General features: G+C 39.7%; 20 protein-coding genes. 12 read left to right on the top strand and 8 right to left on the bottom strand.

The genetic code is table 11. The features are described from left to right. Positions 1 to 7: 7 nt before the first annotated feature. Both G0Q07_RS18570 and G0Q07_RS18565 read right to left on the bottom strand, forming a co-directional pair. Positions 8 to 1,102, bottom strand: coding sequence for a Nif3-like dinuclear metal center hexameric protein (locus G0Q07_RS18570; RefSeq protein ID WP_163348565.1), 1,095 nt, complete (start codon positions 1,100 to 1,102; stop codon positions 8 to 10). Next, positions 1,092 to 1,442 carry a MerR family transcriptional regulator gene (locus tag G0Q07_RS18565; RefSeq protein ID WP_163348564.1) on the bottom strand — a complete coding sequence of 117 codons (351 nt, stop codon included), beginning with the start codon at positions 1,440 to 1,442 and terminating at the stop codon, positions 1,092 to 1,094. Before G0Q07_RS18565 ends, G0Q07_RS18570 begins: the two co-directional genes overlap by 11 nt. A 680-nt stretch (positions 1,443 to 2,122) precedes the next feature. Here G0Q07_RS18565 and G0Q07_RS18560 point away from each other — a divergent pair. The 5 genes from G0Q07_RS18560 (at position 2,123) to G0Q07_RS18540 (ending at position 6,503) form a co-directional block, all read left to right on the top strand. Next, positions 2,123 to 2,296 (top strand): hypothetical protein, encoded by a 174-nt coding sequence (locus tag G0Q07_RS18560; protein WP_163348563.1) that lies wholly within the window; start codon positions 2,123 to 2,125, stop codon positions 2,294 to 2,296. A 37-nt stretch (positions 2,297 to 2,333) separates the two neighbouring features. Further along, positions 2,334 to 2,516 carry a hypothetical protein gene (locus G0Q07_RS18555; RefSeq protein ID WP_163348562.1) on the top strand — a complete coding sequence of 61 codons (183 nt, stop codon included), beginning with the start codon at positions 2,334 to 2,336 and terminating at the stop codon, positions 2,514 to 2,516. Between the two features lie 453 nt (positions 2,517 to 2,969). After that, positions 2,970 to 3,617 carry a hypothetical protein gene (locus G0Q07_RS18550; RefSeq protein WP_163348561.1) on the top strand — a complete coding sequence of 216 codons (648 nt, stop codon included), beginning with the start codon at positions 2,970 to 2,972 and terminating at the stop codon, positions 3,615 to 3,617. A gap of 92 nt (positions 3,618 to 3,709) precedes the next feature. Continuing rightward, on the top strand, positions 3,710 to 4,165 hold the full coding sequence (locus G0Q07_RS18545) for a peroxiredoxin family protein (protein WP_163348560.1): 456 nt from the start codon (positions 3,710 to 3,712) through the stop codon (positions 4,163 to 4,165). A gap of 148 nt (positions 4,166 to 4,313) precedes the next feature. Further along, a complete protein-coding gene (locus tag G0Q07_RS18540) occupies positions 4,314 to 6,503 on the top strand; it encodes a peptidase domain-containing ABC transporter (protein ID WP_163348559.1) in 2,190 nt (729 codons plus the stop codon). A 175-nt stretch (positions 6,504 to 6,678) separates the two neighbouring features. On the opposite strand, the gene G0Q07_RS18535 is transcribed toward G0Q07_RS18540, so the two are convergent. Then, on the bottom strand, positions 6,679 to 7,659 hold the full coding sequence (locus G0Q07_RS18535; protein ID WP_163348558.1) for a M23 family metallopeptidase: 981 nt from the start codon (positions 7,657 to 7,659) through the stop codon (positions 6,679 to 6,681). 179 nt (positions 7,660 to 7,838) lie between these two features. Between G0Q07_RS18535 and alaS the strand changes: the two genes are divergently transcribed. From alaS to G0Q07_RS18520, 3 genes are all read left to right on the top strand, one after another. Beyond that, positions 7,839 to 10,460, top strand: a complete 2,622-nt coding sequence (alaS, locus tag G0Q07_RS18530) for an alanine--tRNA ligase (RefSeq protein WP_163348557.1) — start codon at positions 7,839 to 7,841, stop codon at positions 10,458 to 10,460. Between the two features lie 582 nt (positions 10,461 to 11,042). Then, complete coding sequence (gene ccsA / locus G0Q07_RS18525) at positions 11,043 to 14,117, top strand: cytochrome c biogenesis protein (RefSeq protein ID WP_163348556.1); 3,075 nt, start codon at positions 11,043 to 11,045, stop codon at positions 14,115 to 14,117. Between the two features lie 190 nt (positions 14,118 to 14,307). Further along, complete coding sequence (locus G0Q07_RS18520) at positions 14,308 to 16,098, top strand: AMP-dependent synthetase/ligase (RefSeq protein ID WP_163348555.1); 1,791 nt, start codon at positions 14,308 to 14,310, stop codon at positions 16,096 to 16,098. Positions 16,099 to 16,201: 103 nt separating this feature from the next. On the opposite strand, the gene G0Q07_RS18515 is transcribed toward G0Q07_RS18520, so the two are convergent. After that, on the bottom strand, positions 16,202 to 16,642 hold the full coding sequence (locus G0Q07_RS18515) for a cytochrome B (protein WP_163348554.1): 441 nt from the start codon (positions 16,640 to 16,642) through the stop codon (positions 16,202 to 16,204). A gap of 249 nt (positions 16,643 to 16,891) precedes the next feature. On the opposite strand from G0Q07_RS18515, the gene G0Q07_RS18510 reads away from it, so the two are divergent. Next, positions 16,892 to 17,806, top strand: coding sequence for a nucleoside hydrolase (locus tag G0Q07_RS18510; protein WP_203532606.1), 915 nt, complete (start codon positions 16,892 to 16,894; stop codon positions 17,804 to 17,806). Between the two features lie 19 nt (positions 17,807 to 17,825). After that, the gene (locus G0Q07_RS18505) at positions 17,826 to 18,566 is read left to right on the top strand and encodes a hypothetical protein (protein WP_163348552.1); all 741 of its coding nucleotides are present in this window, start codon (positions 17,826 to 17,828) and stop codon (positions 18,564 to 18,566) included. A gap of 154 nt (positions 18,567 to 18,720) precedes the next feature. Here the strand turns inward: G0Q07_RS18505 and G0Q07_RS18500 are convergent, their stop codons facing one another. Beyond that, positions 18,721 to 19,998, bottom strand: coding sequence for a hexokinase family protein (locus tag G0Q07_RS18500; RefSeq protein ID WP_163348551.1), 1,278 nt, complete (start codon positions 19,996 to 19,998; stop codon positions 18,721 to 18,723). Between the two features lie 36 nt (positions 19,999 to 20,034). Next, a complete protein-coding gene (locus tag G0Q07_RS18495; protein WP_163348550.1) occupies positions 20,035 to 21,408 on the bottom strand; it encodes an alpha-L-fucosidase in 1,374 nt (457 codons plus the stop codon). A 101-nt stretch (positions 21,409 to 21,509) separates the two neighbouring features. Between G0Q07_RS18495 and G0Q07_RS18490 the strand changes: the two genes are divergently transcribed. Both G0Q07_RS18490 and G0Q07_RS18485 read left to right on the top strand, forming a co-directional pair. Further along, positions 21,510 to 22,049, top strand: coding sequence for a WD40/YVTN/BNR-like repeat-containing protein (locus G0Q07_RS18490; protein ID WP_163348549.1), 540 nt, complete (start codon positions 21,510 to 21,512; stop codon positions 22,047 to 22,049). Positions 22,050 to 22,067: 18 nt separating this feature from the next. Beyond that, positions 22,068 to 22,547 (top strand): WD40/YVTN/BNR-like repeat-containing protein, encoded by a 480-nt coding sequence (locus G0Q07_RS18485; RefSeq protein ID WP_163348548.1) that lies wholly within the window; start codon positions 22,068 to 22,070, stop codon positions 22,545 to 22,547. 58 nt (positions 22,548 to 22,605) lie between these two features. On the opposite strand, the gene G0Q07_RS18480 is transcribed toward G0Q07_RS18485, so the two are convergent. Together G0Q07_RS18480 and G0Q07_RS18475 are read right to left on the bottom strand one after the other, a co-directional pair. Beyond that, positions 22,606 to 24,147 (bottom strand): beta-N-acetylhexosaminidase, encoded by a 1,542-nt coding sequence (locus G0Q07_RS18480; protein ID WP_163348547.1) that lies wholly within the window; start codon positions 24,145 to 24,147, stop codon positions 22,606 to 22,608. A gap of 147 nt (positions 24,148 to 24,294) precedes the next feature. After that, on the bottom strand, positions 24,295 to 25,155 hold the full coding sequence (locus G0Q07_RS18475; RefSeq protein ID WP_163348546.1) for a cation diffusion facilitator family transporter: 861 nt from the start codon (positions 25,153 to 25,155) through the stop codon (positions 24,295 to 24,297). Positions 25,156 to 25,391: the final 236 nt, after the last annotated feature.

The raw sequence follows: 25,391 nt of genomic DNA, 5'->3' as shown, positions 1-25,391 counted from the left end.
ATAAAAATCAGAAGTAAAAAACCGGGTTGGAATTCACCTCTGATAAATGGACTGCAAATTTAGGGAATTTTTTTGTAAGTATCTCATAAAAAAGTTCTTTAGTGAACTGTTCGCTCTCAAAATGTCCGATATCGGCGATAACTATTTTATTTTCGGCATCAAAAAACTGGTGATATTTAAAATCGCCGGTTACAAAAACGTCGGCTCCGGCAGCAATTGCCTGGTTTAGAAGAAACGAACCTGCTCCTCCGCAAACGGCTATTTTCCTCACTTTTTTATTCTTTAATGCGGTGTGTTTTATTACGCCAGTACCAAAAGTTTCTTTTAATAGTTTGAGGAATTTCTTTTCATCAATTTCTTTTGGTAAAGTACCTGTCATTCCCATCCCGATCTGATCGAATTTATTGTCGAGCGAATAAATATCGTATGCCACTTCTTCGTATGGATGAGCGTGCACCAGTGCATTAATTATCTTTCCCTGCAAATAATCCGGAAAAACAGTTTCAAAACGGATCTCATTTTCGTAATGCTGTTCACCTTTTTTTCCAATAAAGGGATTTGTGGTGTCGCTTCCTCTAAAAGTGCCTTGCCCGTGTGTATTAAAACTGCACGAGTCGTAATTTCCAATGTTTCCGGCTCCGGCAGCAAAAACTGCTTCACGAACACTGTTCGCATGATCAACCGGAACATAGGTGATCAGCTTTTTTAACAGCCCACCAGAAGGTTGAAGAATTTTACAATTTTCCAGCCCCAGTTTTTCGCATATCTTTCCGTTAACACCACCTGTGACACTGTCGAGATTAGTGTGTGCGGCATAAATTGCCACGTCGTTTTTTATAGCTTTTATCAACGTGCGCTCAATATAGTTTTTACCCGTAATCTTTTTTAATCCCGAAAATATAATGGGGTGGTGCGCAATTATTAATCCGGCTTTTCTTTTTATCGCTTCATCAACAACTTCTTCGGTTACATCGAGCGTAACCAACGCCGCCGAAACCTCGGTGTTTTTATCGCCAAGAATTAATCCGGCATTGTCGTATGATTCCTGCAACTTTAAGGGTGCAAAATCTTCTAAAAAATTGGTAATAGCTTTAATTTTCATTTTCTCCGAGTCCTTGTTTTATAGCGAGAAGTTCTTGTTTAATATCCTGTAAACGTTTAACCACCTCGAAATTGTTTAATGTGTCTTCCGGATTTTCTTTTATTTTTTTCCGGGCGCCATCAATGGTCAGTCCACGCTCTTTTACCAGGTGATAAATAAAACGAATCGTTTCAATATCCTTTTTAGTGAACTGACGGTTGCCCTTTTTATTTTTTACCGGTTTCAGTGCCTCAAACTGATTCTCCCAATAACGAATGTGCGATACGTTTACATCAAACATATCGGCCACCTCGCCAATGGAGTAGAGTATCTTTTCTATTTTGGGCTTTTTGTAAGGCACAATTTACTGAATTTAAGATGCAAGATATATAGAAATTTGGTCTGGATAAAATAATACCAATTGTAATGTAAAATGCCGCATAGCAAATTTTACATTTTACAATGGTTAATGCCGATAGACTGAATTAGGAGTACCGACTTCGGGATGACAATTTTGAAACTCATCGGTATAAGGAGTGAATCATTCTATTCTCACATCCAATATAAAAAAGGATGAAAAATAACGTTAAAAGTGGCCAAGGACTAACTATATATATTCCTTTTAGGACTAAAAGGTAATACTTGAAATTGAGTGTTATGAAACATGTGTTTAAAATATGGGTCTGTAGGAATTAGTGCGACAGTTGTTTAGGGGTTTGCAAAAGTGAAAGATTAATTACCGACTTTATTTTTTCATTTTTTTTTCTAAAATTTGAATAAATGAAAACTCCCTGCGATTCGACCCCGAATTCAGGAAGCAAACAAAACATACAAAATGCAAATTCTCTCATTAATAGGTAAGAATAAATTTATTGGGTAAGCCTCTCCGGGAGCTTGGTCCACTCGTTACTTTGTTCCCGGCCCGGAGAGGCAGGCAGTTTTGATAAACCGCCCACTCAAAACTACTATCCGGGACGCACTTTTGCAAATTGGCACTTGTTAAAGTGGGGTGCAATGCCATAATTCTTAAATTCTATAATTATGAAAGAATTGAGTTTTGAGAGAATGGAAGAAGTGCAAGGTGGTAAATTCGCCTTTAATTTCATGTGTGGAGGTATGGCAGCAGCAATTGCTTTAGTTAATCCTCTTGCTGGAGGAATCGCAGCAGTTGGTTGTTGGGTATTAGCAGATGATGTAAATGTCCATTCATATTGATTAAGTAAAATATATGTAAACTTAAATTTTGATTATTATGAAAAAGATGGAAATAGAAAAAATGGAATGCATTGTCGGAGGTAATAGGAAATTAGCATTTGACCTTATGGATCTTGGCTGCGTTGGTGTTGGAATATTTGTTGGAATAGCAATTCCTGTAATGGGATTTGCTATGGGCTTAGCATGTGGTGCAGCTGTTGAATATGGGCGAACTCATTAATAGAAACAGAGGGGGGATAGAAAACTTAATCCCCTAGTTTTTTACATTAAAACTTAGGAAAATGAAAAAATGTCCAAGGTGTGACAATCCCTTTTCACTAAAATTCATAGTTTGTAAATATTTTGGATTTTCACATGAATACTGGTTTTGTCCTAATTGTAATGCCTGTCTCCGGTTTAATCCCAAAAAAAGGTTATACACTGTGCTTTATCTCTTTTTTTCTGCAATGATTATTTCTTTTACAAAGATCACATACAATAGTCGATCTGCATATTTCTTATTTCTTATTTTATTGTTTGTTTTTCTCTTATATATGAGAAGGGAACGCTTGTCTATTCTTAGAGGTGGATTTATTGTTAAGCATAATAAAAAAGAAAAGTTAGAATTTTATTCTTATGATGAATGGAGTCAAATAGAGATGCATGATGAATATAAAATTATCTCAGAAGAAAAATGAATAAGCCAATCACTCTTCTTATATTTAACATAGTGATTAATGTGGGATTGGCTTTTGCCATTAATTGGTTGTTTGTTGACAAAACATTGTATTTGCAAACATATGGAGCCCAAATCACAGAAACAAGGATTGAGGAATTATTCAACTCCATGAGGCACTTGACGCCTATTGGGTATGCTATTTTACCTATGGTGGTTATTGTCCGTATTTTTTACACAAGTATTTTCCTTTATATTGGGATTTTTATTTCGGAACTAAAAATAGAATTTAGGCAACTAATTAAAATTGCACTCTTAGCCGATTTCGTTTATGTTTTATCAGGACTAATCAAACTGATAACACTTATTTTTTTTAAACAAATTTACACTCTGAAAGATTTGCAATTTCAACCATTTTCAGTAATGGAGTTAATTGATAAAAAAATGGTCGATCCACTGTTTGTTTATCCTTTAAGTTTGCTGAATTTGTTTGAACTTGGCTATATATTGATACTGGCTCGGCTACTGGTTAAGGTAATTAATGAAGCTAATGGAGAAAGATTTGTAACTATTAAGAAATCATTAAAGTTAGTGATATTGTCGTATGGTAGTGGGGTGTTGATTTTGGTATTGGTTGTGATGTTTATCACCTTAAATCTTACTTGATGAAAAAGTTTATCCGGTTTTTATTAATAGTAACATTGTCAATTTCAGGTGTTTTGTTGGGCAAGAGTATTATTCATTTATATAATAGAAAAATGAGAATTACAGAGCAAATGCAGATGTTACCAAAAGCCTGTTTCTATTCTCTTTTGGGAGATTCAATATGTATTGACGAATTCGATTCGCAAAAAAATTTGGTAATGATCTATTTCCATCCTGAATGTGAACACTGTCAGTATGAAGCCCAGGAGATAGGACAAAATGCAATTGCTTTTAGTAGCTGCCAATTACTGATGATTACTTCCGATGATTCCATTCCCCGTGTAGAAGATTTCTGTAATAACTACAATTTATGGGAATTGGAGAATTTTGAGATTTTACTCGACAAACAAAATCATTTTAAAGAGGTATTTGGAAGAGCAGTTATTCCTTCGGTTTATATTTACGATAAAGAACAAAAGCTGAAAAAGCAATTTTTGGGCGAAACCAAGCCCGAAGCAATTATCGCAGAAATTGGGAGTGATTCAGATACACTATTTTTTAGAGAATAAATGAGAAACATAGCAAAAATATTCTTCTATTTGGGCTTGTTGTTGGCAAATTTCGTTTTTGTAAATAATAGTAAAACGAAAGATCATAATACTCGAGAAGAAGTTCCTGTTAAGCAAAGTATTCAAAAAAAAGAGTTGACCCAAAATTATGACAACCAAACAAAAGACCAAACACATTACTAAAACCTTTACCAAACAACACAACCAGTTTTACTGCGGACTTGCCTGTCTCGCATCGCTTGTTAAGTATTATGGTGGCGAAACCACCCAGGAAAAACTGCGCGAGGAAAGTGGAACTACTTTAAATGGTACTTCATTGTTAGGGTTGTATCAGGCCGCCAAAAAACTAGGTTTTGAGGCAGGTGGTTATGAGGCTGACATTAAGAACTTAAAAGAACAATGTGACCCGGTAATTCTGCACATTTTAAAAGAGGAAAAACTGGAACACTTTGTGGTTTGTTACGGCTTTGCTAATGGTAAGTTTATAATTGGTGATCCGGGATGGGGAGTAACGGAATATACCGAAGAAGAATTGGCCGCAGTTTGGAAAAGTAAAACACTTCTTAAACTTTCTCCTGGTAAAAATTTTGTTACAAAAGAGTCTGAAACCAAGAATAAACGTATCTGGTTTCTGTATTTAATAAAAGAAGATTTCCCACTATTAGGCATTGCTGCTTTTTTGGGAGTCGTAATTTCAGTATTAGGTTTGGCCACCGCTATTTTCTCACAAAAATTAATCGATCAGATTTTACCTGATGGTGATGTTCGTAAACTTGCTATGGGTATTGCTATTTTTGCGATCATTCTTTTGGCAAGGGCGCTTATAACTTATGTGCGAAGTATATTTTTGGTTCGCCAGAGTAAAGATATGAATGTGCGCTTAATAGCTAACTTTTTCGGCAAGTTACTTTTTTTACCCCAACCATTTTTCAATAGCACATCAACCGGCGATATGATTGCCCGTATGAATGATGCCAGCCGTATACAGAAGGTTGTTGTGTACTTAAGTAGTCAGATTGTTATTGATGTTTTAGTTACCTTGATTTCGGCCGGATATATATTTTTTTATTCCATATCAACAGGTTTTATAAGTTTATTATCCGTTCCTGTTTTTGGATTCTTAGCCTGGCGTTACAATAAAAAGGTTATTTTTTCTCAACGGGAAGTAATGCAAAGCTATGCCGCCACCGAAAGCAAGTACATAGATACCATTAACGGAATAAAAGCCATTAAAACGTATAACCGCGAAAACCTATTCTCAAAAGTTGTAAATGCTGTTTATGAATTTTTTATGCAGAAAGTTTACAGTCTGGGTTTACTTGGAACAAGGCTTAATTTCTGGATTAGCTTCGGAAGTGCAATTTTGCTTGTAGGCGTTATTTCGTGGACTTCATTTCGGATATTATCCGAACACTTAATGTTGGGGCAAATGATGGCCATTATTACGTTGGTTGGAGGAATGGGAACCTCGGTAATAAATATTGCCATGGCTAATATTCAATTACAGGAGGCCCGCATTGCATTTGATCGGATGTATGAATTTGCTGCTGCTGAACCTGAATATCAAGTTAGCGACTTTGATGAGCAAGAATATGTGTTACGGCTTAATAAACTTCAGGTAAAAGAACTGAACTTTCGTTTTCCGGGGAGGAGCTTGTTATTTAAGGATTTCAATTTTGAAGTAAACAAAGGAGAGATGGTGACTTTTTTTGGAGATATTGGCTGTGGAAAAAGTACCTTGCTTTCTATTTTACAGCGATTTCAAAAGCCGGAATCCGGTAGAATAATTATAAATGGAGAAGATTGGTTGAGACACGAGACAGCAGCATGGCGGAAGAATTTAGGAGTTGTAGAGCAACATGTTCACTTATTTAATGGTACTATATTGGAAAATATTGCACTGGAAGAGAACCCCGATATTGAGAAAGTTGTTCAGTTTTGTCGTGAATATGGTTTTCATGAATTCATTTCAGAATTCCAACAAGGATATGCAACCATTATTAACGAGAACAGCACGAATCTTTCGGGAGGGCAAAGGCAAATGATATCTTTTGCAAGAGCTTTGTATAATCGGCCTCAATTGCTTTTACTCGATGAGGCGACATCTGCAATGGGACGACGAACGGAGAAGTTTGTTATTGAACTACTAAACAGAATCAAGAAAGATATTGCTATAATTTTTGTTACGCACAGGCCTCAACTTGCCCGTTATACCGATAAGATTTATGTGATTGAAGATAAGAGTATTACTATTGCTGGTAGGCATGAAGAGCTTATTGATAAAAATCGGTTTTATCGGGAAGCCTTTGAAGAATTGGTTCTGGGCGAAAAGAGCTAAAGCTTTTTTGATTATTTTCAATGTGAATTAATAACCCTATTTAGCAATTATGAAGAGTTTCTTTCACAAGAAGATTGGATCAGTGAGATTATTGACATGGATTATCATAGTGATAATCTTTGCTATCTACTTCATTTTTTTCTACGAATAGGATATTTTAAGAAATTGGAAAAGATTAATCCAACGACTGCCCAATATTCGACGAAATCGCAATCATCTTGTCGTATTCCTGTGGTGTCAGATCTTTAAACATGTAATAAGCCGGATTTACTTTACGTCCGTCTTTATGCACTTCGTAATGCAGGTGCGGAGCGGTTGATCCGCCGGTATTTCCAAGATAGCCGATGATATCGCCACGTTTTACTTGCTGGCCGCGTTTTACATTAAACTCGTTCATGTGGCCATAAACAGTTTCGTAGCCAAAACCGTGATCGATTTTAACATGCAGGCCCAATCCAACTTTACTTCTTTTTGAACCTTTTACGTCGGTGATTTTTCCATCGCCGGTAGCGTAAATTGGAGTTCCAATAGGAGCCGAAAAATCTTGTCCCCAGTGCATCTTTCGCACTTTGTAAATCGGGTGCATGCGATAACCCCAACCACTTGATGTACGTTTTAAGTCTTTATTTGTAATAGGCATAATTGCCGGCAGCGAGGCCAGCATTTTTTCTTTGTTCAATGCCAGTTCCAACACTTCGTCGTACGATTTCGACTGAATATAAGCCTGTTTCGATATCACATCCAGTTTATTAGCTGTTGCAATAACCAATTCGGCATTGTCCATGTCTTCCAGGTTCGAGTATTTATTTACTCCTCCAAACCCCGCATTTCTAACAGTCGACGGAATCGGTTCGGCTTCAAAAATTACACGGTAAATATTATCGTCGCGTTGCTGCAATTCCGTAAGAACGCTTTCAACCTTGTTCAGGTCTTTCGAAAGTAATTCGTATTGGGTCAGCAAACGCTTGTTTTCGCGCATCAATCGTTTTGAGCGCGGTGTGTCGTAAAAGTTTACAAAGATTAAGGTAATAACAATTGCCAAAGCCAGACTACTCGAAAAATAGGTAAGTATTTTTGTTGCTTTGGCTTTCCAACTTAATCCTACACTCTCGTAACTGAGTGTATCCGGGTTAAATTTATATTTCTTTTTTGCCATATTAAAGGCCGGTTTTATCTCTTTATTAATGTCTATTCATTAAATCCTATAACTTTGCATGGATTTAATAAAACGTGATTTTTTCACGCGGCAAAGGTAAGTAAATAACTCATAGTTAATGAATTTGTTTTCTTTGCATTAGAATTTTTTAACAGAATAATAAATCATACAGACGGAAAATGAAGACTTCTAAAGAGATACGTAAGGCTTTTCTCGACTTTTTTACCGGGAAAGAACATCAGATTGTGAATTCGGCTCCCATGGTAGTAAAGGGCGACCCAACGCTGATGTTTACAAATGCAGGAATGAACCAGTTTAAAGACCAGTTTTTGGGTAACGAACCGGTTAAATATCCGCGGGTAGCCGATACGCAAAAATGCCTGCGTGTTTCAGGTAAACACAACGATTTGGAAGAAGTTGGTTTGGATACTTATCACCACACCATGTTCGAGATGCTGGGAAACTGGTCGTTTGGCGATTACTTTAAAAAAGAAGCGATCGACTGGGCATGGGAGTTTTTGGTAGAGCTTATGGGAATTGATGCCGATCGTTTATATGCTACCGTTTTTGAAGGAAGTGCCGGTGACAACCAGGAACGCGACAACGAAGCTGCAGGTTACTGGGAGCAATACCTGCCAAAAGACCGCATTCTGAACGGAAATAAAAAAGATAACTTCTGGGAAATGGGCGAAACCGGACCTTGCGGGCCTTGTTCGGAAGTACACGTTGATATTCGTTCTGCAGAGGAACGCGCAAAAGTTCCCGGACGCGATTTGGTAAATATGGATCATCCACAGGTGATCGAGATTTGGAACCTGGTATTTATTCAGTTTAACCGAAAAGCAAATGGAAATCTGGAAAGTTTGCCTGCCAAACATGTTGATACCGGAATGGGTTTCGAGCGTTTGTGTATGGTCTTGCAAGGCGTTCAGTCGAATTACGATACAGATGTTTTCCAGAATACAATTGCTGAAATTGGCAAGCTGTGTAACAAAAAATATGGTGAAGATTTAAAGGTTGATATTGCCATGCGCGTTATTGCCGACCACCTGCGTGCTGTTGCTTTTGCCATTGCCGATGGTCAGTTGCCATCGAATAACAAAGCCGGTTATGTAATTCGCCGTATTTTGCGTCGTGCTGTACGTTATGGCTACACTTTCCTCGATTTAAAAGACGCTTTTATTTATCGTTTGGTTGAGGTATTAAAAGAAACAATGGGAGATGCTTTCCCAGAGTTGGTAAGCCAGCAAACGCTGATTGAAAAGGTCATTAAAGAAGAGGAAGAGTCGTTTCTTCGCACACTTTCAACCGGAATAAAATTGCTCGACGATATTATTTCGAAAGCAAAAAAAGACGGAGCCAAAGAGATTGCCGGAAAAGATGCTTTTGTATTGTACGATACTTTTGGTTTCCCACTCGACCTAACTGAGTTGATTGCCCGCGAAAACGATTTGGGTGTTGATCAAAAAGGTTTCACGGTAGAAATGCAGGCCCAAAAAGATCGTTCGCGAAATGCTGCGGCTCAGGAAACCGACGATTGGGTAGAACTGCGCAAAATTGAAAAGACCGAATTTTTAGGCTACGATAAACTGGAAGCCGAAATTGAAATAGCACGTTACCGCAAAGTAACACAGAAGAAAAAATCGTTTTACCAATTGGTATTCGATCAAACACCGTTTTATGGCGAATCGGGTGGTCAGGTTGGCGATGCCGGATACATTGAATTTGATGGTGTAAAAACATCAATCTTCGATACGCAAAAAGAAAATAACCTTACCGTTCATTTGGTAAATGAGCTTCCCGCAAATGCAGACGAAACTTTTGTTGCTATGGTAAATGCCAAACGCCGGACAAATATTGCCAACAACCACACGGCAACGCACTTGTTGCACGCTGCATTGCGCGAGGTTTTGGGTACGCATGTTGAGCAAAAAGGATCGCTGGTAAATGCCGATCATTTGCGTTTCGATTTCTCGCATTTCCAGAAATTGACCGATGAAGAAATTGCTGAGGTTGAAAAACTGGTCAACGAAAAGATTCGCGAGAACTCAGTTCAGGAAGAAAATCGTGAGATGCCGATTGACGAAGCCAAAGCATCGGGAGCAATGATGTTGTTTGGCGAGAAATACGGCGAGGCTGTTCGTGTAATTAAATTTGGCGAATCGGTTGAGCTGTGTGGAGGAACACACGTTGCGGCAACCGGCCAGATCGGTTTGCTGAAAATTGTATCGGAAAGTGCCATTGCAGCCGGAGTACGCCGGATTGAAGCAATTACCGCCGATCGTGCCGAGAAATACATTAACGATCAATTGGCACTTATTAACAACATCAAAGAAACGCTAAAAGGTTCGAAGGATATTTTGGGTAGTGTTACAACGCTGCTTCAGCAAAATACCGAATTGAGCAAACAAATCGATGTTTTCCAACAAGAGAGTTTGAAAATGACCAAAGCCAACCTGAAGAGTAAAGTCTTAAATGAGAACGGTGTAAATATCATCGCCGATAAAATTCTTATCGATAATGCCGGGTTAGTAAAAGATTTGGCTTTCCAGTTAAAAGGCGAGATTGATGATTTGTTTTTGGTAATTGGTGCCGACATAAACGGCAAACCAAATTTAACGGTAATGATTTCAGACAATATTGTTGCCGATAAAGGATTAAATGCCGGGCAGATTGTTCGTGAAGCCGGAAAAGAAATTAAAGGTGGCGGCGGTGGCCAGCCGTTTTATGCTACAGCCGGCGGGAAAGATGTTGACGGTTTGCAGGCAGCTATTGAAAAAGCACTGTCGTTTTTGCAGTAGCTAAGTTATTGAACGCTGATAACGCGGATTCAGATGATTTTTTCAGAATAGTATATGCGGCGGGTTAACCGCTGCTTACAAAGACCTTCAAGGTATACAAAACCTTGAAGGTCTTTTTGTTTTAAAGGTGCCCCCTTTAATTCCGCTACTCAAAAAAGCACGTCCGCAGGTATTGTTTGGCTTTTCGCAGCCGATAAAAATACGTCCGCAGGTGCTGTTTGATCGTCCGCAGCCCTTGGAAGGGTGTCCGCAGGTGCTATTGGGTCGTCCGCAACCGAAGAAAATACGTCCGCATTTACAAATATCTTGTCCGCAGGTCAGCGGGCGAGAAAAATGACAGTGCGGACGATGAATTTGTATGCAAATATTTACTTTTTGTTAGCGATGGCTGTAAATTTTGGCAGAAAACAAGTCAATAAACTTGCTGCTTTGTTCTATTCCTATATCCCGTTTAAAAAAATACCAAAGGGGTTTTTGTTTTGTCTCTTTTTTTGATTTGTTCTAAATAAGGATTATTTTCAGCAACTATTTTAAGAGAAAATGGTTATACAAAAGACTTGAAATTAAATTGATAAAACAGAGATGAAGAAATTCTATTCCTTTATAACATCCATGCCGTTCGCGGCATTTATTTTTCTTGGGCTGGCTTTTTCAATGGCTGTAGCCACCTTTATCGAAAGCAGCTATGGTACCCCAACCGCACGTGCGTTGGTGTATAACACGCATTGGTTCGAGATACTTTGGGGGCTGTTTGCGCTCAACCTTATCAATAATTTGATTCGGTATCGGTTATTTACCAATCGCCGGTTTACGTTGGGGCTGTTTCACGTTTCATTTTTAGTGATGATATTGGGAGGTGCCATTACGCGCTTTATAAGTTTTGAGGGAGTGATGCACATACGCGAAGGCGAGAGTGCCGATTCTATTTTATCGACTAAAGATTATTTTTATGCCGGTTTTGAAGATCAGGAAGAAGTGTCGCATGTGCGGTTCTCGGAGGTTACACCAAAGCAGTTTTCCACAAAAATCGATGTAAACGGGAAAACCGTAAAAGTAAAGGCTGTTGGTTTTATCGAGAATGCAGAGAAAAAGGCTATTGCTTCTGATTCGGGAGAGCCGGTTATCGACTTTGTTTTTTCAGCGCCTAATACACAAGGCATGCAATCGTTTTCTTTGAAAAAAGGAGATGTATTGGATTATCCAGGTTTTACCGCCGGGTTTGAGGTTGATGAAGAAAAAGTGATTAACTTTTTTATGCAGGATGGTGCGTTGTTTATGACTTCTTTTGCGCAACTGGAAGAAACAACCATGGCCAGCCAGGAAACGATTGACTTATCTCCGGGCGATACTATTCCGGTAAAACCAATGTTTTTATACGGATTTGATAATTACCGCTTTTTGATTCGAAAGTTTCTGCCAAGTGCAACATTTACGGCAGTAAAAAGCCAGGTAGAAACAGGAGAAGATGCTGTAATCGTGCAGATTTCTGATGGTGTGCGACAGCAAAATGTACCGGTGTTTGGCCATTCCGGGCAGCGTCCGGATACGGTACGTGTACCGTTGGGTAACAGCTCCCTAAAACTGGCTTATGGTGCATTGCCAATGGAGGTTCCGTTCAGTATTTATTTAAAAGATTTTCAGTTGGAACATTATCCGGGATCAAATTCTCCGTCGTCGTTTGCTTCGGAAGTGGTACTTGTTGATCAGGAAAAGGGCATTAACGAAGATATTCGCATTTTTATGAATAACACCTTGAATCACCGGGGCTATAAGTTCTTTCAATCATCGTACGACCGCGATGAACAGGGAACAATCCTCTCGGTGAATTACGATTTTTGGGGAACCTGGATATCGTACCTCGGTTATTTCTTGCTTATTGTTGGTGTTATTATGTCGTTGGTAAATCCAAATTCATATTTCCAGTACCTGGCCAAAAAGCTAAAAGCCAGTTCGGTAAAAGTAATCGGAATCCTGGCCTTGTTGGGAAGTGTGGCTTTTTCAGCATCGGCACAAAGTGGTGTTGGAGCCGGAATCCCGTCAATTGACAAGGAAGTTGTAACAGAATTCAGTGAACTGTGGGTACAAGGTGTTGATGGTCGTATAGAGCCGGTATCAACACTTTCCGGCGAAATCGTTCGTAAAATAAGCCGTAAATCAGGCTTGTATGGTTTGTCGGCCGATGGGGTGGTGCTGAGTATGATGGCGTATCCCGAAATCTGGCAATCGATGCCCATTGTTAAAGTGGCCGACAAGTCGCTGGAGGCAGCACTCGGAGCACAAAATAAATTCATTACCGTTGAATCGCTTTTTGACGCAAACGGCAATTATAAAATTGCGGACGCAGTGCAGGCGGCTTATGCCAAGGCTCCCGGAATGCGAAACCGAATGGATAAAGAATACATTAATGTTGATGAGCGGGTAAATATCTGTTTTATGGTATTTCAGGGCTCTATTTTCCATCTTTTCCCGCGCGAACGTGTGGAAGATACCTGGTATGCTCCCGGAAGTACAGCTTCGGAATATACCGATGGCGATTCCATTTTTATACAAAGCGGATTTCAGTTGCTGTTGCAGTCGATTACCGAAAACAAAAGTGCCGATGCAGTGCAGGTTCTGCAGGCAGTTGATAATTTTCAGGTGAAATACGGAGCCGATCTCTTGCCCGGCGAAAAGAAGAAAAACGTTGAAATTCTTTTTAATAAAGTAAATCCATTTAAACGTATCTTTCCGTTTTACCTGTTATTTGGATTCTTGCTTTTGACAGTCCTTTTTATAAATATTTTCAGGCAAAAGCAGCTGCCATCATTTCTTCGGAAATCATTTTTCGGTTTCATACTGTTACTGTTTCTGGTGCACACCGTTGGATTAGCTGTGCGCTGGTATATTTCAGGACATGCGCCGTGGAGTAACGGTTACGAATCGGTAGTATATGTTGCATGGGCAACAATGTTGGCAGGTATAATTTTTGGCCGAAAATACCCGATGGTAATAGGAACAGCAGCTTTTTTATCCGGAATTGCATTGTTCGTAGCTCACTTAAGTTGGATGAATCCGGAGGTAACACCCCTGGTGCCCGTTCTTAAATCCTATTGGTTAGCTATTCACGTGGCCATTATTACGGCTAGTTACGGATTTCTGGGACTGAGCATGATCCTGGGAGTTTTGGTAATGATATTAATTGTTCTGCGACGGAACACAAATGGGATAAAAGTAAATGGCTTTATCGGGCAGTTAACAACAATCAACGAAATGTCGGCAACTGTTGGTTTGTATTTTCTTACCATCGGAACTTTTCTTGGCGGAGTTTGGGCCAACGAAAGCTGGGGCCGCTATTGGGGCTGGGATCCGAAAGAAACCTGGGCACTTATTACCGTGGTTATTTACTCGTTTATTGTACACATGCGATTGATTCCTTCGTTAAAGGGAGTTTTCAATTATAATTTTGCCTCGATAATTGGTTTTGCCTCGGTACTGATGACCTATTTTGGCGTGAACTACTACCTCTCAGGATTACACTCGTATGGAAAAGGTGTTGCCGATGGTGTAGATCCGGCAGTTCCTGCCTCGATATTGGTATTGGCCGGATTAGTAATCTGGGCTTATGTAAAAGATAATAAATATGAGAAAGAGCAAGCCGAAGATGAGGCAGTGGAGTAGTGGCTTGCTAAATGAAATTTTGGAACAATTGGCTCTGAAAGTCGATTGCTTGACTTTTAACTTTTTGTTATACAGAGTTTTAAAATTATTTGGAATGTATATAAATAGGATAAGCTGAAAAATAGCATAATCGCTTTATAAATCAACCAACAACAAAAGCCTTATATTTCGAAGTTTTTAAAATTGAGATATGGGACAGACAGTTACACGTACTTTTGATGTACTCGAACGCGCATTGAAAGAATTCCCCCGTGAAGATGCCATTGCCGGAAAAAAAGATGGAAAATGGTACACCTATTCAACCAAAGAGTATTATAAAAAATCGCATCAGCTGGCAATGGGGCTCATGGCCCTGGGTTTAAAGCCTGGCGACAAAGTGGCCACGGTTACCACCAACCGGCCGGAGTGGAATTTTGCCGATATGGGTTTGGCAATGGCGGGAATTATTCATGTTCCTATTTATCCAACGCTGGGCGACGATGAATACAAATATATTCTGAAACACGCTGAGGTAAAAATCATTCTGGCAGGCGATAAAAAGCTTTTCGAAAGTATGTGCCCGCTGGCCAATATGATTGATGGCGTAGATGCTGTTTACACTTTTGAAGAAGTAGAGGGTGCAAAAAATTATGAGCAGATTCTGGATCTGGGAGAGGAGAAAAAAGACGAATTTGCCGATGAGTTGGAGGCCGTAAAAAAAGATATTAAGCCGGAAGATCTGGCAACTATTATTTATACCTCGGGAACAACTGGTGTGCCGAAAGGAGTTATGCTAACACACAACAACCTTGTGTCAAACTTTACCGAGCATGTCAAACTTCACGACCTGGGAATAGAGCACAAAGCATTGAGTTTTCTCCCACTTTGCCACGTTTACGAGCGAAGTGTGAATTACCATTTCCAGTACAAGGGCATGGGCGTGTATTACGTGGGTAACTTAAGCCAGATTGTTTCATCCATTAAAGAAGTGAAGCCGCACATGTTTAATTCGGTGCCACGATTGCTCGAAAAGGTTTACGATGGATTTGTGGCCAAAGGAAAAGAACTATCCGGAATAAAAAAGAAATTGTATTTCTGGGCGCTGAATCTTACGCGTCATTTTGAATACAATAAGAAATTTGGCCCGTTGATGCAACTGAAAATTTCGGTGGCCGATAAACTAATCTATTCCAAATGGCGGGAAGCACTTGGCGGAAATATCACCTATATTGTTTCCGGTGGAGCCGCACTTCAACCGCGCATTGCCCGGGTTTTTGGAATGGCAAAATTGACCACGCTCGAAGGATATGGTTTAACTGAAACTTCGCCGGTTATTGCCGTAAATAACCCCACTACTATGGAAATGATGGTTGGAACAGTGGGCCCGATTCTGGAAGGTTATGACGTGAAATTTGCTTCGGATGGTGAAATTTTGTGTAAAGGACCCGGTGTAATGAAAGGCTATTACAAAGCCCCGGAGCTAACTGATGAGGTGATCGATGAAAACGGGTGGTTTCATACCGGAGATATTGGTGTTTTAGTAGACGATAAATACCTGAAGATTACCGATCGGAAAAAAGAAATCTTCAAGCTGTCGGGAGGAAAGTATATTGCTCCGCAGATGATTGAGAACAAGTTGAAAACATCTGATTTGATTGAGCAGGTGATGGTAATTGGTGCAAACGAGAAATTTGCCAGTGCCATTATCTCTCCTTGTTTTCCAATTCTTCACGACTGGGCGGGAGATCATAAATTACATTACGAAAATAACGAAGAACTGATACAACTTCCTGAAGTCATTCAAAAAATGCAAAAAGAAGTGATGAAGGTGAATAAAACTCTGGGATCGCACGAGCAAATCAGCCGCATTCGTCTGGTGTGCGAAGAATGGACTCCAACATCGGGAGAACTGTCGCCAACCCTTAAACTTCGACGAAATGCAGTGGCAGTAAAATACCAGCACTTAATTGATGATATATATGCCGTAGGGGCGAAGAAGTAGTAGCATTAAGAAACAGGTGCGAAAGCACAAGCTGAACCAAGCTTAAAAGGTTGCAAGTTTTTTCTTGCAGCCTTTTTTATTGCCTGATTTCCGGATATGTTGTTTAAAACAAAGCCCTGTCCCATGGAATGGCTGCCAGGACGAGTACCAAAGCAAGTCCATAAAAAATTGCCGCTGCCCGGTATTTTTTTAACGGAGCCGCATCTTTTTTCGATTTTGCCCTGCCAATGTGCACCAATACGAGCGCAATAATCATCAACAAGATATGTTCGACAGCGTAAAACCTGAGGTTGCTGTTTTTCATTGCTGCACCAAAATCGTTAAATGCAGCTTTGGTAATCGGGCTAACAAAGGCATAAAGTATAATACCCAGCAAAAACTGAATATCCATCAACATTACCAGTACCAACCCGGTAAGGTTATCGGCTCTGCCCCATTTTCGTCTGCCAGTCCAGCCAATTACTGCCAGAATAACTGCAAATACAAGTGCGATTAAAACCAACCAGCGAAATCCATTGTGTGCGTGTAATAATCCTGTGTACATAATTTATTATTTTGAATGTGTAACACATAATATTGGTTTTGGTTGAGTTTTTCTGAAAAAATCGACAACTGCCAGGCCTCGTATTTGCTTTTTTTCGTAACGCGTTATTTTCGTAACTTTTATGTATGTTTATTGGAAATAATAAGAACCAAAACTATTTATATGATTACCAGGCTTTTTCTCAGTTTCTTTGTTTTTTCATTTCTATTGTGTAGCTGTTCTGCTAAGCAAAATGGTGAGTTAGAAAAAATGAAAATCCTAATCGATACGGATGCCAATAATGAGTTAGATGACCAGCATGCTTTGGCTTATGCTTTTCTGAATATGGATGTTTTTGATGTTGTAGGTGTCACGGTTAATAATACCCGAAACGGATACGGATTACAAGGCCAGTATGATGAGGCAGAACGTATTATTCACCTTTTCGATCTTGAAAACGAAGTGCCATTGCTTATGGGAGCCGATAAAAATTATGCCGAAATTGCTCCAACTATTTCTGATAAAAACTTTGACGGAAAACCTGCCGTGGATTTTATTATACAGGAAGCAATGAAAGTTAAGGATGAAAAACTGGTGCTGGTACCGGTTGGCAAATTGACCAATATTGCACTGGCAATTTTAAAAGAGCCTCGTATTGTTGATAAGGTTCGGGTTATTTGGCTGGGCGGAAATTATCCCAATCACGGAGAATATAACCTTGATAACGATACCACTGCTGTAAATCCGGTAATTGAATCGGGAGTTGAATTTGAAATGGTTACGGTGCGTTATGGTAAGCCCAGTGGAACCGCCGCAGTGGCTGTGACTCGCGAGGAAATTGAATCGAATATGAAAGGGAAAGGACCGGTTTCACATCATACAATTACCGGACGGCATGGAGGTGAGTTTAATCGGTTTGGCGGTTATTCGGCCAATCTTTTCAACGAAGCTGAAATGTATGGGAATCCACCAACGCGCTCGTTGTTTGACATGGTTGTGCTTGCCGTTTTGAAAAACGAAGCCTGGGGAGAAAAAGTTGAAATACCTGCCCCAAAGCTTGTTGGAAATAGCTGGATTGATAAACCGGAGAATAAGCACAAAATAGTTTATTGGCAAAACTTTAATCGAGATGCAATTGTAAACGACTTGTTCGAATTGATGCAAAAGTCTACACCAAAACAATAACTAGCCACGCAACATCCGGATGCAGGAAATAAAAAAGCAACTCGAAATATTACTTGTAAACTATTTCAGAGATCAGTATCCTGATTTTCCGAAAGGGAAAGTTGTTGCTTCCGAATCGCCTGATTTTGTGATTAAAATGAAAAACAAACACAAATTGGGAATTGAACTTACACGGCTCAACCCGGCCAGTGCTTTAACCAAAACGATTCAAGAACTCACTTCAATTATATTCAGAGAAGAGTTGGTGAAAAGTATGCAGGAGCTCTTTGCTGCGGGATCAGAAAAAAAGCTTTTTGTAAAATTTCTGTTTTCTGATAAGCAAATAATTGGGCCGGAACGAGAGCTGGCTGTGCGTTCAAAAACAGTGGCTATAATTAGAGCTGCTATTGAAGGAATGAAGGAGGAAAGTTTTTTTTGTAAAACACTACTGAATAATGAATTGCCCCTTGGTTTGGAAGAGGTGATGATCGCTCATCATCCGGAATTAAAAACATCGGTTTGGGAGCGCTCGAATAACCTCGGAATTTCGAATAATGTGGTTGACGATATTCGTCTGGCCATCGAAAAAAAGGATGAGAAATTGCGGCTTTATCAAAAACAGCAACTCAATCAGTACTGGCTTTTAATAACCACAGACTGTTTGCGGGCCGATAAAAATATTAATCTGTTGAATAAAATTATAAACGAAGTATTTCATTCGCGTTTTCAGCAGGTATTTTTGTTTGATCTGATGCGAGCCCGCGTCATTCCCTTAGTGTAGAATTAAAAAAGATGAAGTTTTCTCAAAAGTTTAAGTGCTCTAAATGTACGTCAACCTTAACTTGGGTCACTGCAATTACCATATGTTTTGAAGATGCTGAAACAAGTACAGAATGACGAATCAAGTTTCTTTTGAGAAAACTCCATCAAATACGTTAGTTTACAATAGCGGCAATGGCAGCGCCAAGTAAGCTTGAGTTCTCCACTTCTACTATTTCATAAAAACGTTGGTTGTCTCCCGAAAGAAAATCCTGCAGGTATTCCTCAAACATACGCCGGAAATTATGAAGCTTATAGAATGTTGTTCCTTCAATGGTCATTAAAATCGGCTTCTCGTGGGTTTTGCCTTTCCCTGTTTGCAAAATAACGGCAGCCAAATTTGCAGCAACCAATTTGGCTGCGCGCTCTATAAGTCCGTCAATAATCCCGGCAGCAAGCATTTTATCCGAATCGTTGGTAAAAACTCCGGGCAATACTTTCCGGGCACTGGCAATGCCGTGCACATAATTATTCACCTCTTCCGAAGTTAATTCCTTTAGATTGTCAAAAACTTCAGGATTTGAAAAAACACCTTCGGCAGCTGCCGTTTTTAAAGCCGTTGTACACAAACCGCCAAAGTAACCACCCGAGAACATTTTTTCAAACGCATAACGTCCCGGATTATCGGTAGTATTGTCAAAAGCAATATCAATATCAGTGCGTGGAGCCAGGCTAAAGGCACCCGATTCGATATTTATAATTTGGCTTCCTTCCATATTTAGCCCATCGGTTTTGGTGATGTTTTTATTGGCTTCAATGTAGCTGGTGTTGGTGCCGGTACCGAGGATGAATCCGATATACGAGTCGTAAGCTTTAACCGCTCTTGCGGCTTTGCCTGCCAGTAAAGTTGAAACTGTATCATTCATCAAAACCAGCTGTTTGTCGGGTGTTTGCATGGCTTTTAAAAGTCCCTCGCCAATCATCTCGCCAACAACATCAGGCGCTTTTACTTCTTTGCTCCACTCAATCAATTTTCCATCTTTATTTGGAAATATTTCGGCAGCATACGAAAAACAAAACCCCAGTTTATCTGATGTGTTTTTGTAATCGGCCAGATACGAGGCAAATGTATCGAAGAACTCAGTTTTGGTCAGTTCTTTTTCCACGCCTGGCATTTTGGCCTTTTTTATGTTTTCGGTTACCAGTTTCAGGTTGTCATCAAAATAAACTTTAGCAGCTCTGAAATTGGTTCCTCCGGCGTCGATGGCAACAACAGGCTCGTTGGCTTTTACTTCTCCGTCGGCTTCAATATAAGTTGGAAGCATAAGAAGTGAGCTTTCCTTGGCGGCCAGCCCTTTTGCCATTTCATCCAAAAAGGCATTAACCACTTCTTTCATATTCACGTCTTTAGCCGTCATCTTGTGGCTTCTTAAAAATTCAGTTGTTTTGGTCATACTTGTAAGTTAAAATTGTTTTTCGGTTATTATAAATTAGAGTGCATTCTCAATTTTAAATACCCAGGCATAAGTGTTTGTCAGGTTGCCCGGAGTTAGATTCGGAGCTGTGATTGTAATTGTTTTTCGTGATTTTTTATATTTTACATCATCTTCGTACCCCAACAAACTAACCTCTGCTTTTCTTTTTACACCTTTTATTTTTAAATCAGAAGTGGGATATTGAGTACAATGAACGTATAAGTCTTTTCCTTTTTTCGTGAAATACACATTGGCAATATCGTTTTTATCTGCGTCTTCCCATTTTCTGGTTTCGTAAATCGCTTCACCGTTTGTCTCAAGCCATGTGCCAATATCAAGTAAACGTTGTTGCTGAATTACAGGTATGCGACCATCGGCAGTTGGGCCAACATCAAGTAGGAGATTACCTCCGCCTGCAACTTTTTCAATTAACAGATGAATCAGTGCTTCAGAACTCATGTAGTTCTCAACTGTTTCCATTTGATTATAGCCGAAAGAAGTACCAATTCCCCGGCATTCTTCCCACGCTTTATCAATTGTTTCTTTTTTGCCGTCGTGTACTAAATCGTACTCCGTAGTATAAAATCCACCGTGTTTACTGCGCGTTTCTTCTCCCCAACGGTCGTTTACACAAATCTGATTTTTTACCGGCGATTCGTTGTAAAGCCAGGCCAAAAACTCGGTGCTTTTCCAGTCTTCACTTGGATGATCCCACTCGCCATCGGTCCATAAAATATCGGGTTCGTAACTGGTAACCAGATCTTTCATTTGCGGTACCATGTGGTCGTCGACATATTTTTGCAGATTGTTATGGTAAAGCGGATTGTACCATTCATAAAGCGAATAGTAAAATCCCATGTGTAAGCCCGCGTCTTTAACCGCAGTGCTTAAATCGCCACAAATATCGCGGTGCGGGCCAATATCAACACTGTTCCAGTTCCAGCTTTGTGGGCTGGGCCACAGTGTAAATCCCTCGTGATGTTTTGAGGTAAGCACCACATATTTTGCTCCGGCGCGTTTAAACAAATCAGCCCATTGCTCCGGATCCCAGTGTTGCGCTTTAAATCGGGGAGCAAAGTCCTGATACCGGAAATCTTCTCCATACATTTCATTGTGGTAATCGCGGAATAATTTACCTGCTTTGCTGTCGTCGTTTATTCTGTATCCATACCACTCGGCGTATTTGGCGTAAACACCAATATCGGCATTTGCCGGTGCCCATGCCGGAACAGAGTACACTCCCCAGTGAATGAAGATTCCAAATTTAACATCTTCAAACCAGGCGGGGATTGGTCGGCTATCAATTGATTCCCAGTTTGCTTGGTATTTCTGTGCGTGAGAAATATTTATTAGAAGAACTAAGAAAAACGGCAAGAGAAGTCGTTTCATTTTGTTGGTTTTAGTTAATGATTTAAGTTATACAGAAAACGTTTCTGATACCATAAACTTACAATTATTTTTATTTTAGTTTTATAAAAAAATATACATACATGAAATTTCTTCTGATTCCCGCTTTTATTTTGCTTTTATTTTCTTGCACGCTAACTCCTAAAAAACAAGTCGCTGTTGTTTTTTCAGAACTTAACACTAATACTGAAGCCAGTTTTCGTGGCTTGCATGTAGTTGATGAAAACACTGTTTGGGCCAGTGGTTCGGGAGGAACTGTGTTCGTATCGAATGATAGCGGAAATAGTTGGAAAGATGTTTCGATACAGGGAACTGAAGGAAATGATTTTCGAAGTATTCATGCCTGGGACGACAAAAAGGCGATCGTTTTTGGTGTTGCCGGGCCTGAATTTGCGTATAAAACTATTGATGGCGGAAATACATGGAACGTGGTTTATAGTGACACCACAAGCGGATTGTTTTTTAACTCGCTTAAGTTTGCCGATGAAAAAAATGGATTGGCAGTTAGCGACCCGGTTAACGGGAAGTTTTTTGTGTTACGCACTGAAGATGCCGGAAACACGTGGACTGTTGTGGAAAATCTTCCTTCGGTAATAGACGGAGAAGCAAATTTTGCAGCATAAAATACCTGTATTGAATTTTTGCCAACGGGAAAAGCATGGATCGCCAGTGGTGGAAAAGCTGCACGAGTGTTTTATTCTGCTGATTTTGGACGTTCGTGGCAAGTAACAAAAACGCCAATGGTTCGCGGACTTGCATCATCAGGTATTTTTTCTGTGACATTTAAAAATAATAATGAAGGAATTATTGTTGGTGGCATTTACGATCAGCCGGAATTGAATACAAATATTGCATCGTACACAGTTGATGGGGGAGTAACCTGGTTGCCGGCTGCAACTATGCCAAAAGAATACCGGTCGTGTGTGCAGCAGGTAAAATCGGGCGAGAATGCATTTGCGTTTGCAATAGGAAAAACCGGTTGCGATATTTCAACAGATGGGGGAATTAACTGGAACTTTATTTCCGATGAAGGTTATTATACATTTAGAACGATTCCCGGGAAATTGGCCGGTTTTGCTGCGGGAAGCGAAGGTCGAATTTCAAAAGTAGAATTTCAGTAAAAAAAAACGAGCTGCAATTTTGCAACCCGTTTTCAATATTTTAATTATTCAATTTCGGTTATTCTTCCCACGGAACAAGTGCTGATTTGTAATAATCGATGCCCAAAGCCTCAAAACGCTTTCCATGTTTTGCCAGTCGTGTTTTGTATTCGTCCCAGTTTCTTTCGCTTGGTGCAGTCCAGCCAATTTCGGCATATCCCGGCAAACGAGGGAAAACCATAAATTCTACTTCGTCGATATTGGTAACAGTTTCCGACCAAAGCGGAGCTTCAATTCCCAAAATATTGTCTTTGCTAATACCTTCTACCAATGTTGCCGGATCCCAGTTGTAACCATGATCCACTTCAATATAACCGGCCCAGTGCAAGCCCAGGTGAGTTGTTGAGTCGTACTGCATGTCGAGGTAAGCACGTGCTGCAGGCGACATTAATACTTGTGCACCTTTTTCTACGCCCATAGTTGTGTTCTCTACATCGGCCCAGAATTGTACCGTAACATCGTCAATCAATTTGGCATTGGCAATTTCGTCCCATCCAATAATTTTTTTGCCGTGTTTGGCAACAATGTCCTGAACTTTATTAACAAAATACACGTAATCGTCGTGAGCTGTAACATGCGATTCGTCGCCGCCAATATGAATATACGGGCCAGGGGTTAGTGCTGCCAATTCACGAATTACATCATCAATAAACTGGTAGGTAACTTCTTTATCGGTACAAAACGTGCTGAATCCAACTTCAGTTCCGGTGTACAGTTCGCGTGCTTTTCCATCGCAATTTAATTCGGCGTAAGATGCCAGTGCTGCGTTGGTGTGCCCCGGCATATCAATTTCGGGTACAATCATAATCTGCCGATCGGCTGCGTACTCAACCAATTCCTTGTATTGTTCCTGTGTGTAAAAACCACCTTTGCCGCCACCTACTTCGGTTTGGCCACCAATTTCGGTAAGTTTTGGCCACGACTTTATTTCAATTCTCCAGCCCTGGTCATCTGTTAAATGCAGGTGAAGTACATTCATTTTATACATGGCCAAAAAATCGATGTATTGTTTTACTTCTTCAACATTGAAAAAATGGCGTGCAACATCGAGCATGGCACCACGATAGGTATATTCCGGAGAATCAGTTATTGTTCCCGTTGGTATATATAATGTTTGAGTATTATCGGCTTCAACGGGCAATGTTTGCAAAAGTGTTTGAGCAGCAAAGAAACATCCGGCAGCGTCGGCTCCCTTTATCGAAACCAGGTTTTTGCTAATTTTTAACTCATAACCTTGATCGTTTAATTGCTCTTTGTCAGCAAGAGAAATATAAACTCCTTTAGAAGGGGGACTGCTGGTTGTTTTTGTTTCTACAGAACTTCCGGTAAGCTGTTCGATTCTTTCTGCCAATATTTCAGCAGTACCGAGCAAACCCTCAGCTCCTTCTTGTACATAAATCAAACTTGCGTTTGTAAGCTTATAACCGTCGCCGGTAGCTGTTACTGTCGTTGGCTTTGGAATAAAAGCCGTTTTTGTAAGGTCGGTTTCAACTTTCTCTGAGCAGGACTGAAACATAGACACGAGGATTACTAAAATTGACAATACTGATATCTTTCTCATTTAGTTAGTTTTTAAAAAATTTAAATAGATGATAAAAATATGGAAAAAATTTATTATATACATCAACTATTTATGTTTTTACCGCATTAAAATATTTAAAGTCGGCATAAAAGCTTTTACATGGAAATTTTCCGGAATCATCGTTTCTTATTGACTTAATGGCTCGGGGTGGATGGTGGTGAAAAAGCCAAATTCCTTTTTAATGGTTTTTTCAATTTTGGTGCAAATTTCGTGTGTTTCGAAGAGCGACATTTCAGGGGGAAGTTTTATATGGCAGCTCATTTCGGTGTGATTGCCGTAAAAATGTAAATGAATATGGTGCAGGTTTACCGGATATTTACAGTTCCTACTCACAGCTTTATGAATCTCATTCAATAATTCGTCAGAAGGGCTTTCACCCAACAGCGACCTGATTTCTTTCGACAAGATCTCAAAACTGGCGTAAGCAATCATACCGGCAACAATAAGCCCCAAAGCAGCATCCATCCACCAGAAATATTTCCCAAATAATAAGCCGATTAGAATAAGAACGGAGGAAAGTGCATCGGTGCGGTGGTGCCAGCCATCAGCTTTTAATATGGATGAGTTTGTTTGTCGAAATCCGAAAAAGGCATATTGGGCCAGCAATTCTTTTACAACAATCGATATAATGGTAGCCACCCAGGCAATCGTTCCAAAAACGGTTTGCTCGCGAGTACCAAACTTATCAACTGATCTTAATACAAAATCAAAAGCAACAATGGCAAGTAAAACACCTATAATAACAGCAGCAATGTGTTCCGCACGTCCATGTCCAAACGGATGATCGTCGTCGGCAGGTTTGCTCGATATTTTTCCGCCTATCAAAACAATCACAGATGAAACAGAATCGGTGAGTGTATGCCATGCATCAGCAATTAATGCCACCGAACCCGTTACCATTCCTGCCCAATATTTCAGACCAAAAAGTATTGTGTTGGCAATAATCGAAATCCAACCTTCTCTGAATATGTATTTATTGTTTTGCATCCGGTTTCGAATTTGAATTAAAGTTAGAAAAAACAGAGAATAAGCCGAAAGGTTTAATTATTCATTCATAAAAATTATTCATCGAAATAGAGGTGATTTTTTCTATTTAATAGTGTGAGCCATTTGATACTTTAAGGTAAAAGAGACTTGATGTAATAGAATGAAGACTTTACTGTGGTTTTAATAGCATATTGAAAGGATATTAAACAATCTTAAGAAAAAGGTGTTGAATTGTT

The organism is Draconibacterium halophilum (genome assembly GCF_010448835.1).
In the GTDB taxonomy this organism is placed as follows: domain Bacteria; phylum Bacteroidota; class Bacteroidia; order Bacteroidales; family Prolixibacteraceae; genus Draconibacterium; species Draconibacterium halophilum.
Note: the sequence above shows the minus strand (reverse complement) of the source record. Positions and strands in the feature narration are given on the sequence as shown.

Coding starts and splice junctions, on each gene's coding strand:
- G0Q07_RS18535 (WP_163348558.1), bottom strand. CDS start 7,659: ATGGCAAAAAAGAAATATAAATTTAACCCGGATACACTCAGTTACGAG.
- alaS (WP_163348557.1), top strand. CDS start 7,839: ATGAAGACTTCTAAAGAGATACGTAAGGCTTTTCTCGACTTTTTTACC.
- G0Q07_RS18560 (WP_163348563.1), top strand. CDS start 2,123: ATGAAAGAATTGAGTTTTGAGAGAATGGAAGAAGTGCAAGGTGGTAAA.
- G0Q07_RS18505 (WP_163348552.1), top strand. CDS start 17,826: ATGCAGGAAATAAAAAAGCAACTCGAAATATTACTTGTAAACTATTTC.
- G0Q07_RS18510 (WP_203532606.1), top strand. CDS start 16,892: ATGAAAATCCTAATCGATACGGATGCCAATAATGAGTTAGATGACCAG.
- G0Q07_RS18500 (WP_163348551.1), bottom strand. CDS start 19,998: ATGACCAAAACAACTGAATTTTTAAGAAGCCACAAGATGACGGCTAAA.
- G0Q07_RS18570 (WP_163348565.1), bottom strand. CDS start 1,102: ATGAAAATTAAAGCTATTACCAATTTTTTAGAAGATTTTGCACCCTTA.
- G0Q07_RS18555 (WP_163348562.1), top strand. CDS start 2,334: ATGAAAAAGATGGAAATAGAAAAAATGGAATGCATTGTCGGAGGTAAT.
- G0Q07_RS18515 (WP_163348554.1), bottom strand. CDS start 16,642: ATGTACACAGGATTATTACACGCACACAATGGATTTCGCTGGTTGGTT.
- G0Q07_RS18520 (WP_163348555.1), top strand. CDS start 14,308: ATGGGACAGACAGTTACACGTACTTTTGATGTACTCGAACGCGCATTG.
- G0Q07_RS18545 (WP_163348560.1), top strand. CDS start 3,710: ATGAGAATTACAGAGCAAATGCAGATGTTACCAAAAGCCTGTTTCTAT.
- G0Q07_RS18495 (WP_163348550.1), bottom strand. CDS start 21,408: ATGAAACGACTTCTCTTGCCGTTTTTCTTAGTTCTTCTAATAAATATT.
- G0Q07_RS18480 (WP_163348547.1), bottom strand. CDS start 24,147: ATGAGAAAGATATCAGTATTGTCAATTTTAGTAATCCTCGTGTCTATG.
- G0Q07_RS18540 (WP_163348559.1), top strand. CDS start 4,314: ATGACAACCAAACAAAAGACCAAACACATTACTAAAACCTTTACCAAA.
- G0Q07_RS18490 (WP_163348549.1), top strand. CDS start 21,510: ATGAAATTTCTTCTGATTCCCGCTTTTATTTTGCTTTTATTTTCTTGC.
- ccsA (WP_163348556.1), top strand. CDS start 11,043: ATGAAGAAATTCTATTCCTTTATAACATCCATGCCGTTCGCGGCATTT.
- G0Q07_RS18550 (WP_163348561.1), top strand. CDS start 2,970: ATGAATAAGCCAATCACTCTTCTTATATTTAACATAGTGATTAATGTG.
- G0Q07_RS18475 (WP_163348546.1), bottom strand. CDS start 25,155: ATGCAAAACAATAAATACATATTCAGAGAAGGTTGGATTTCGATTATT.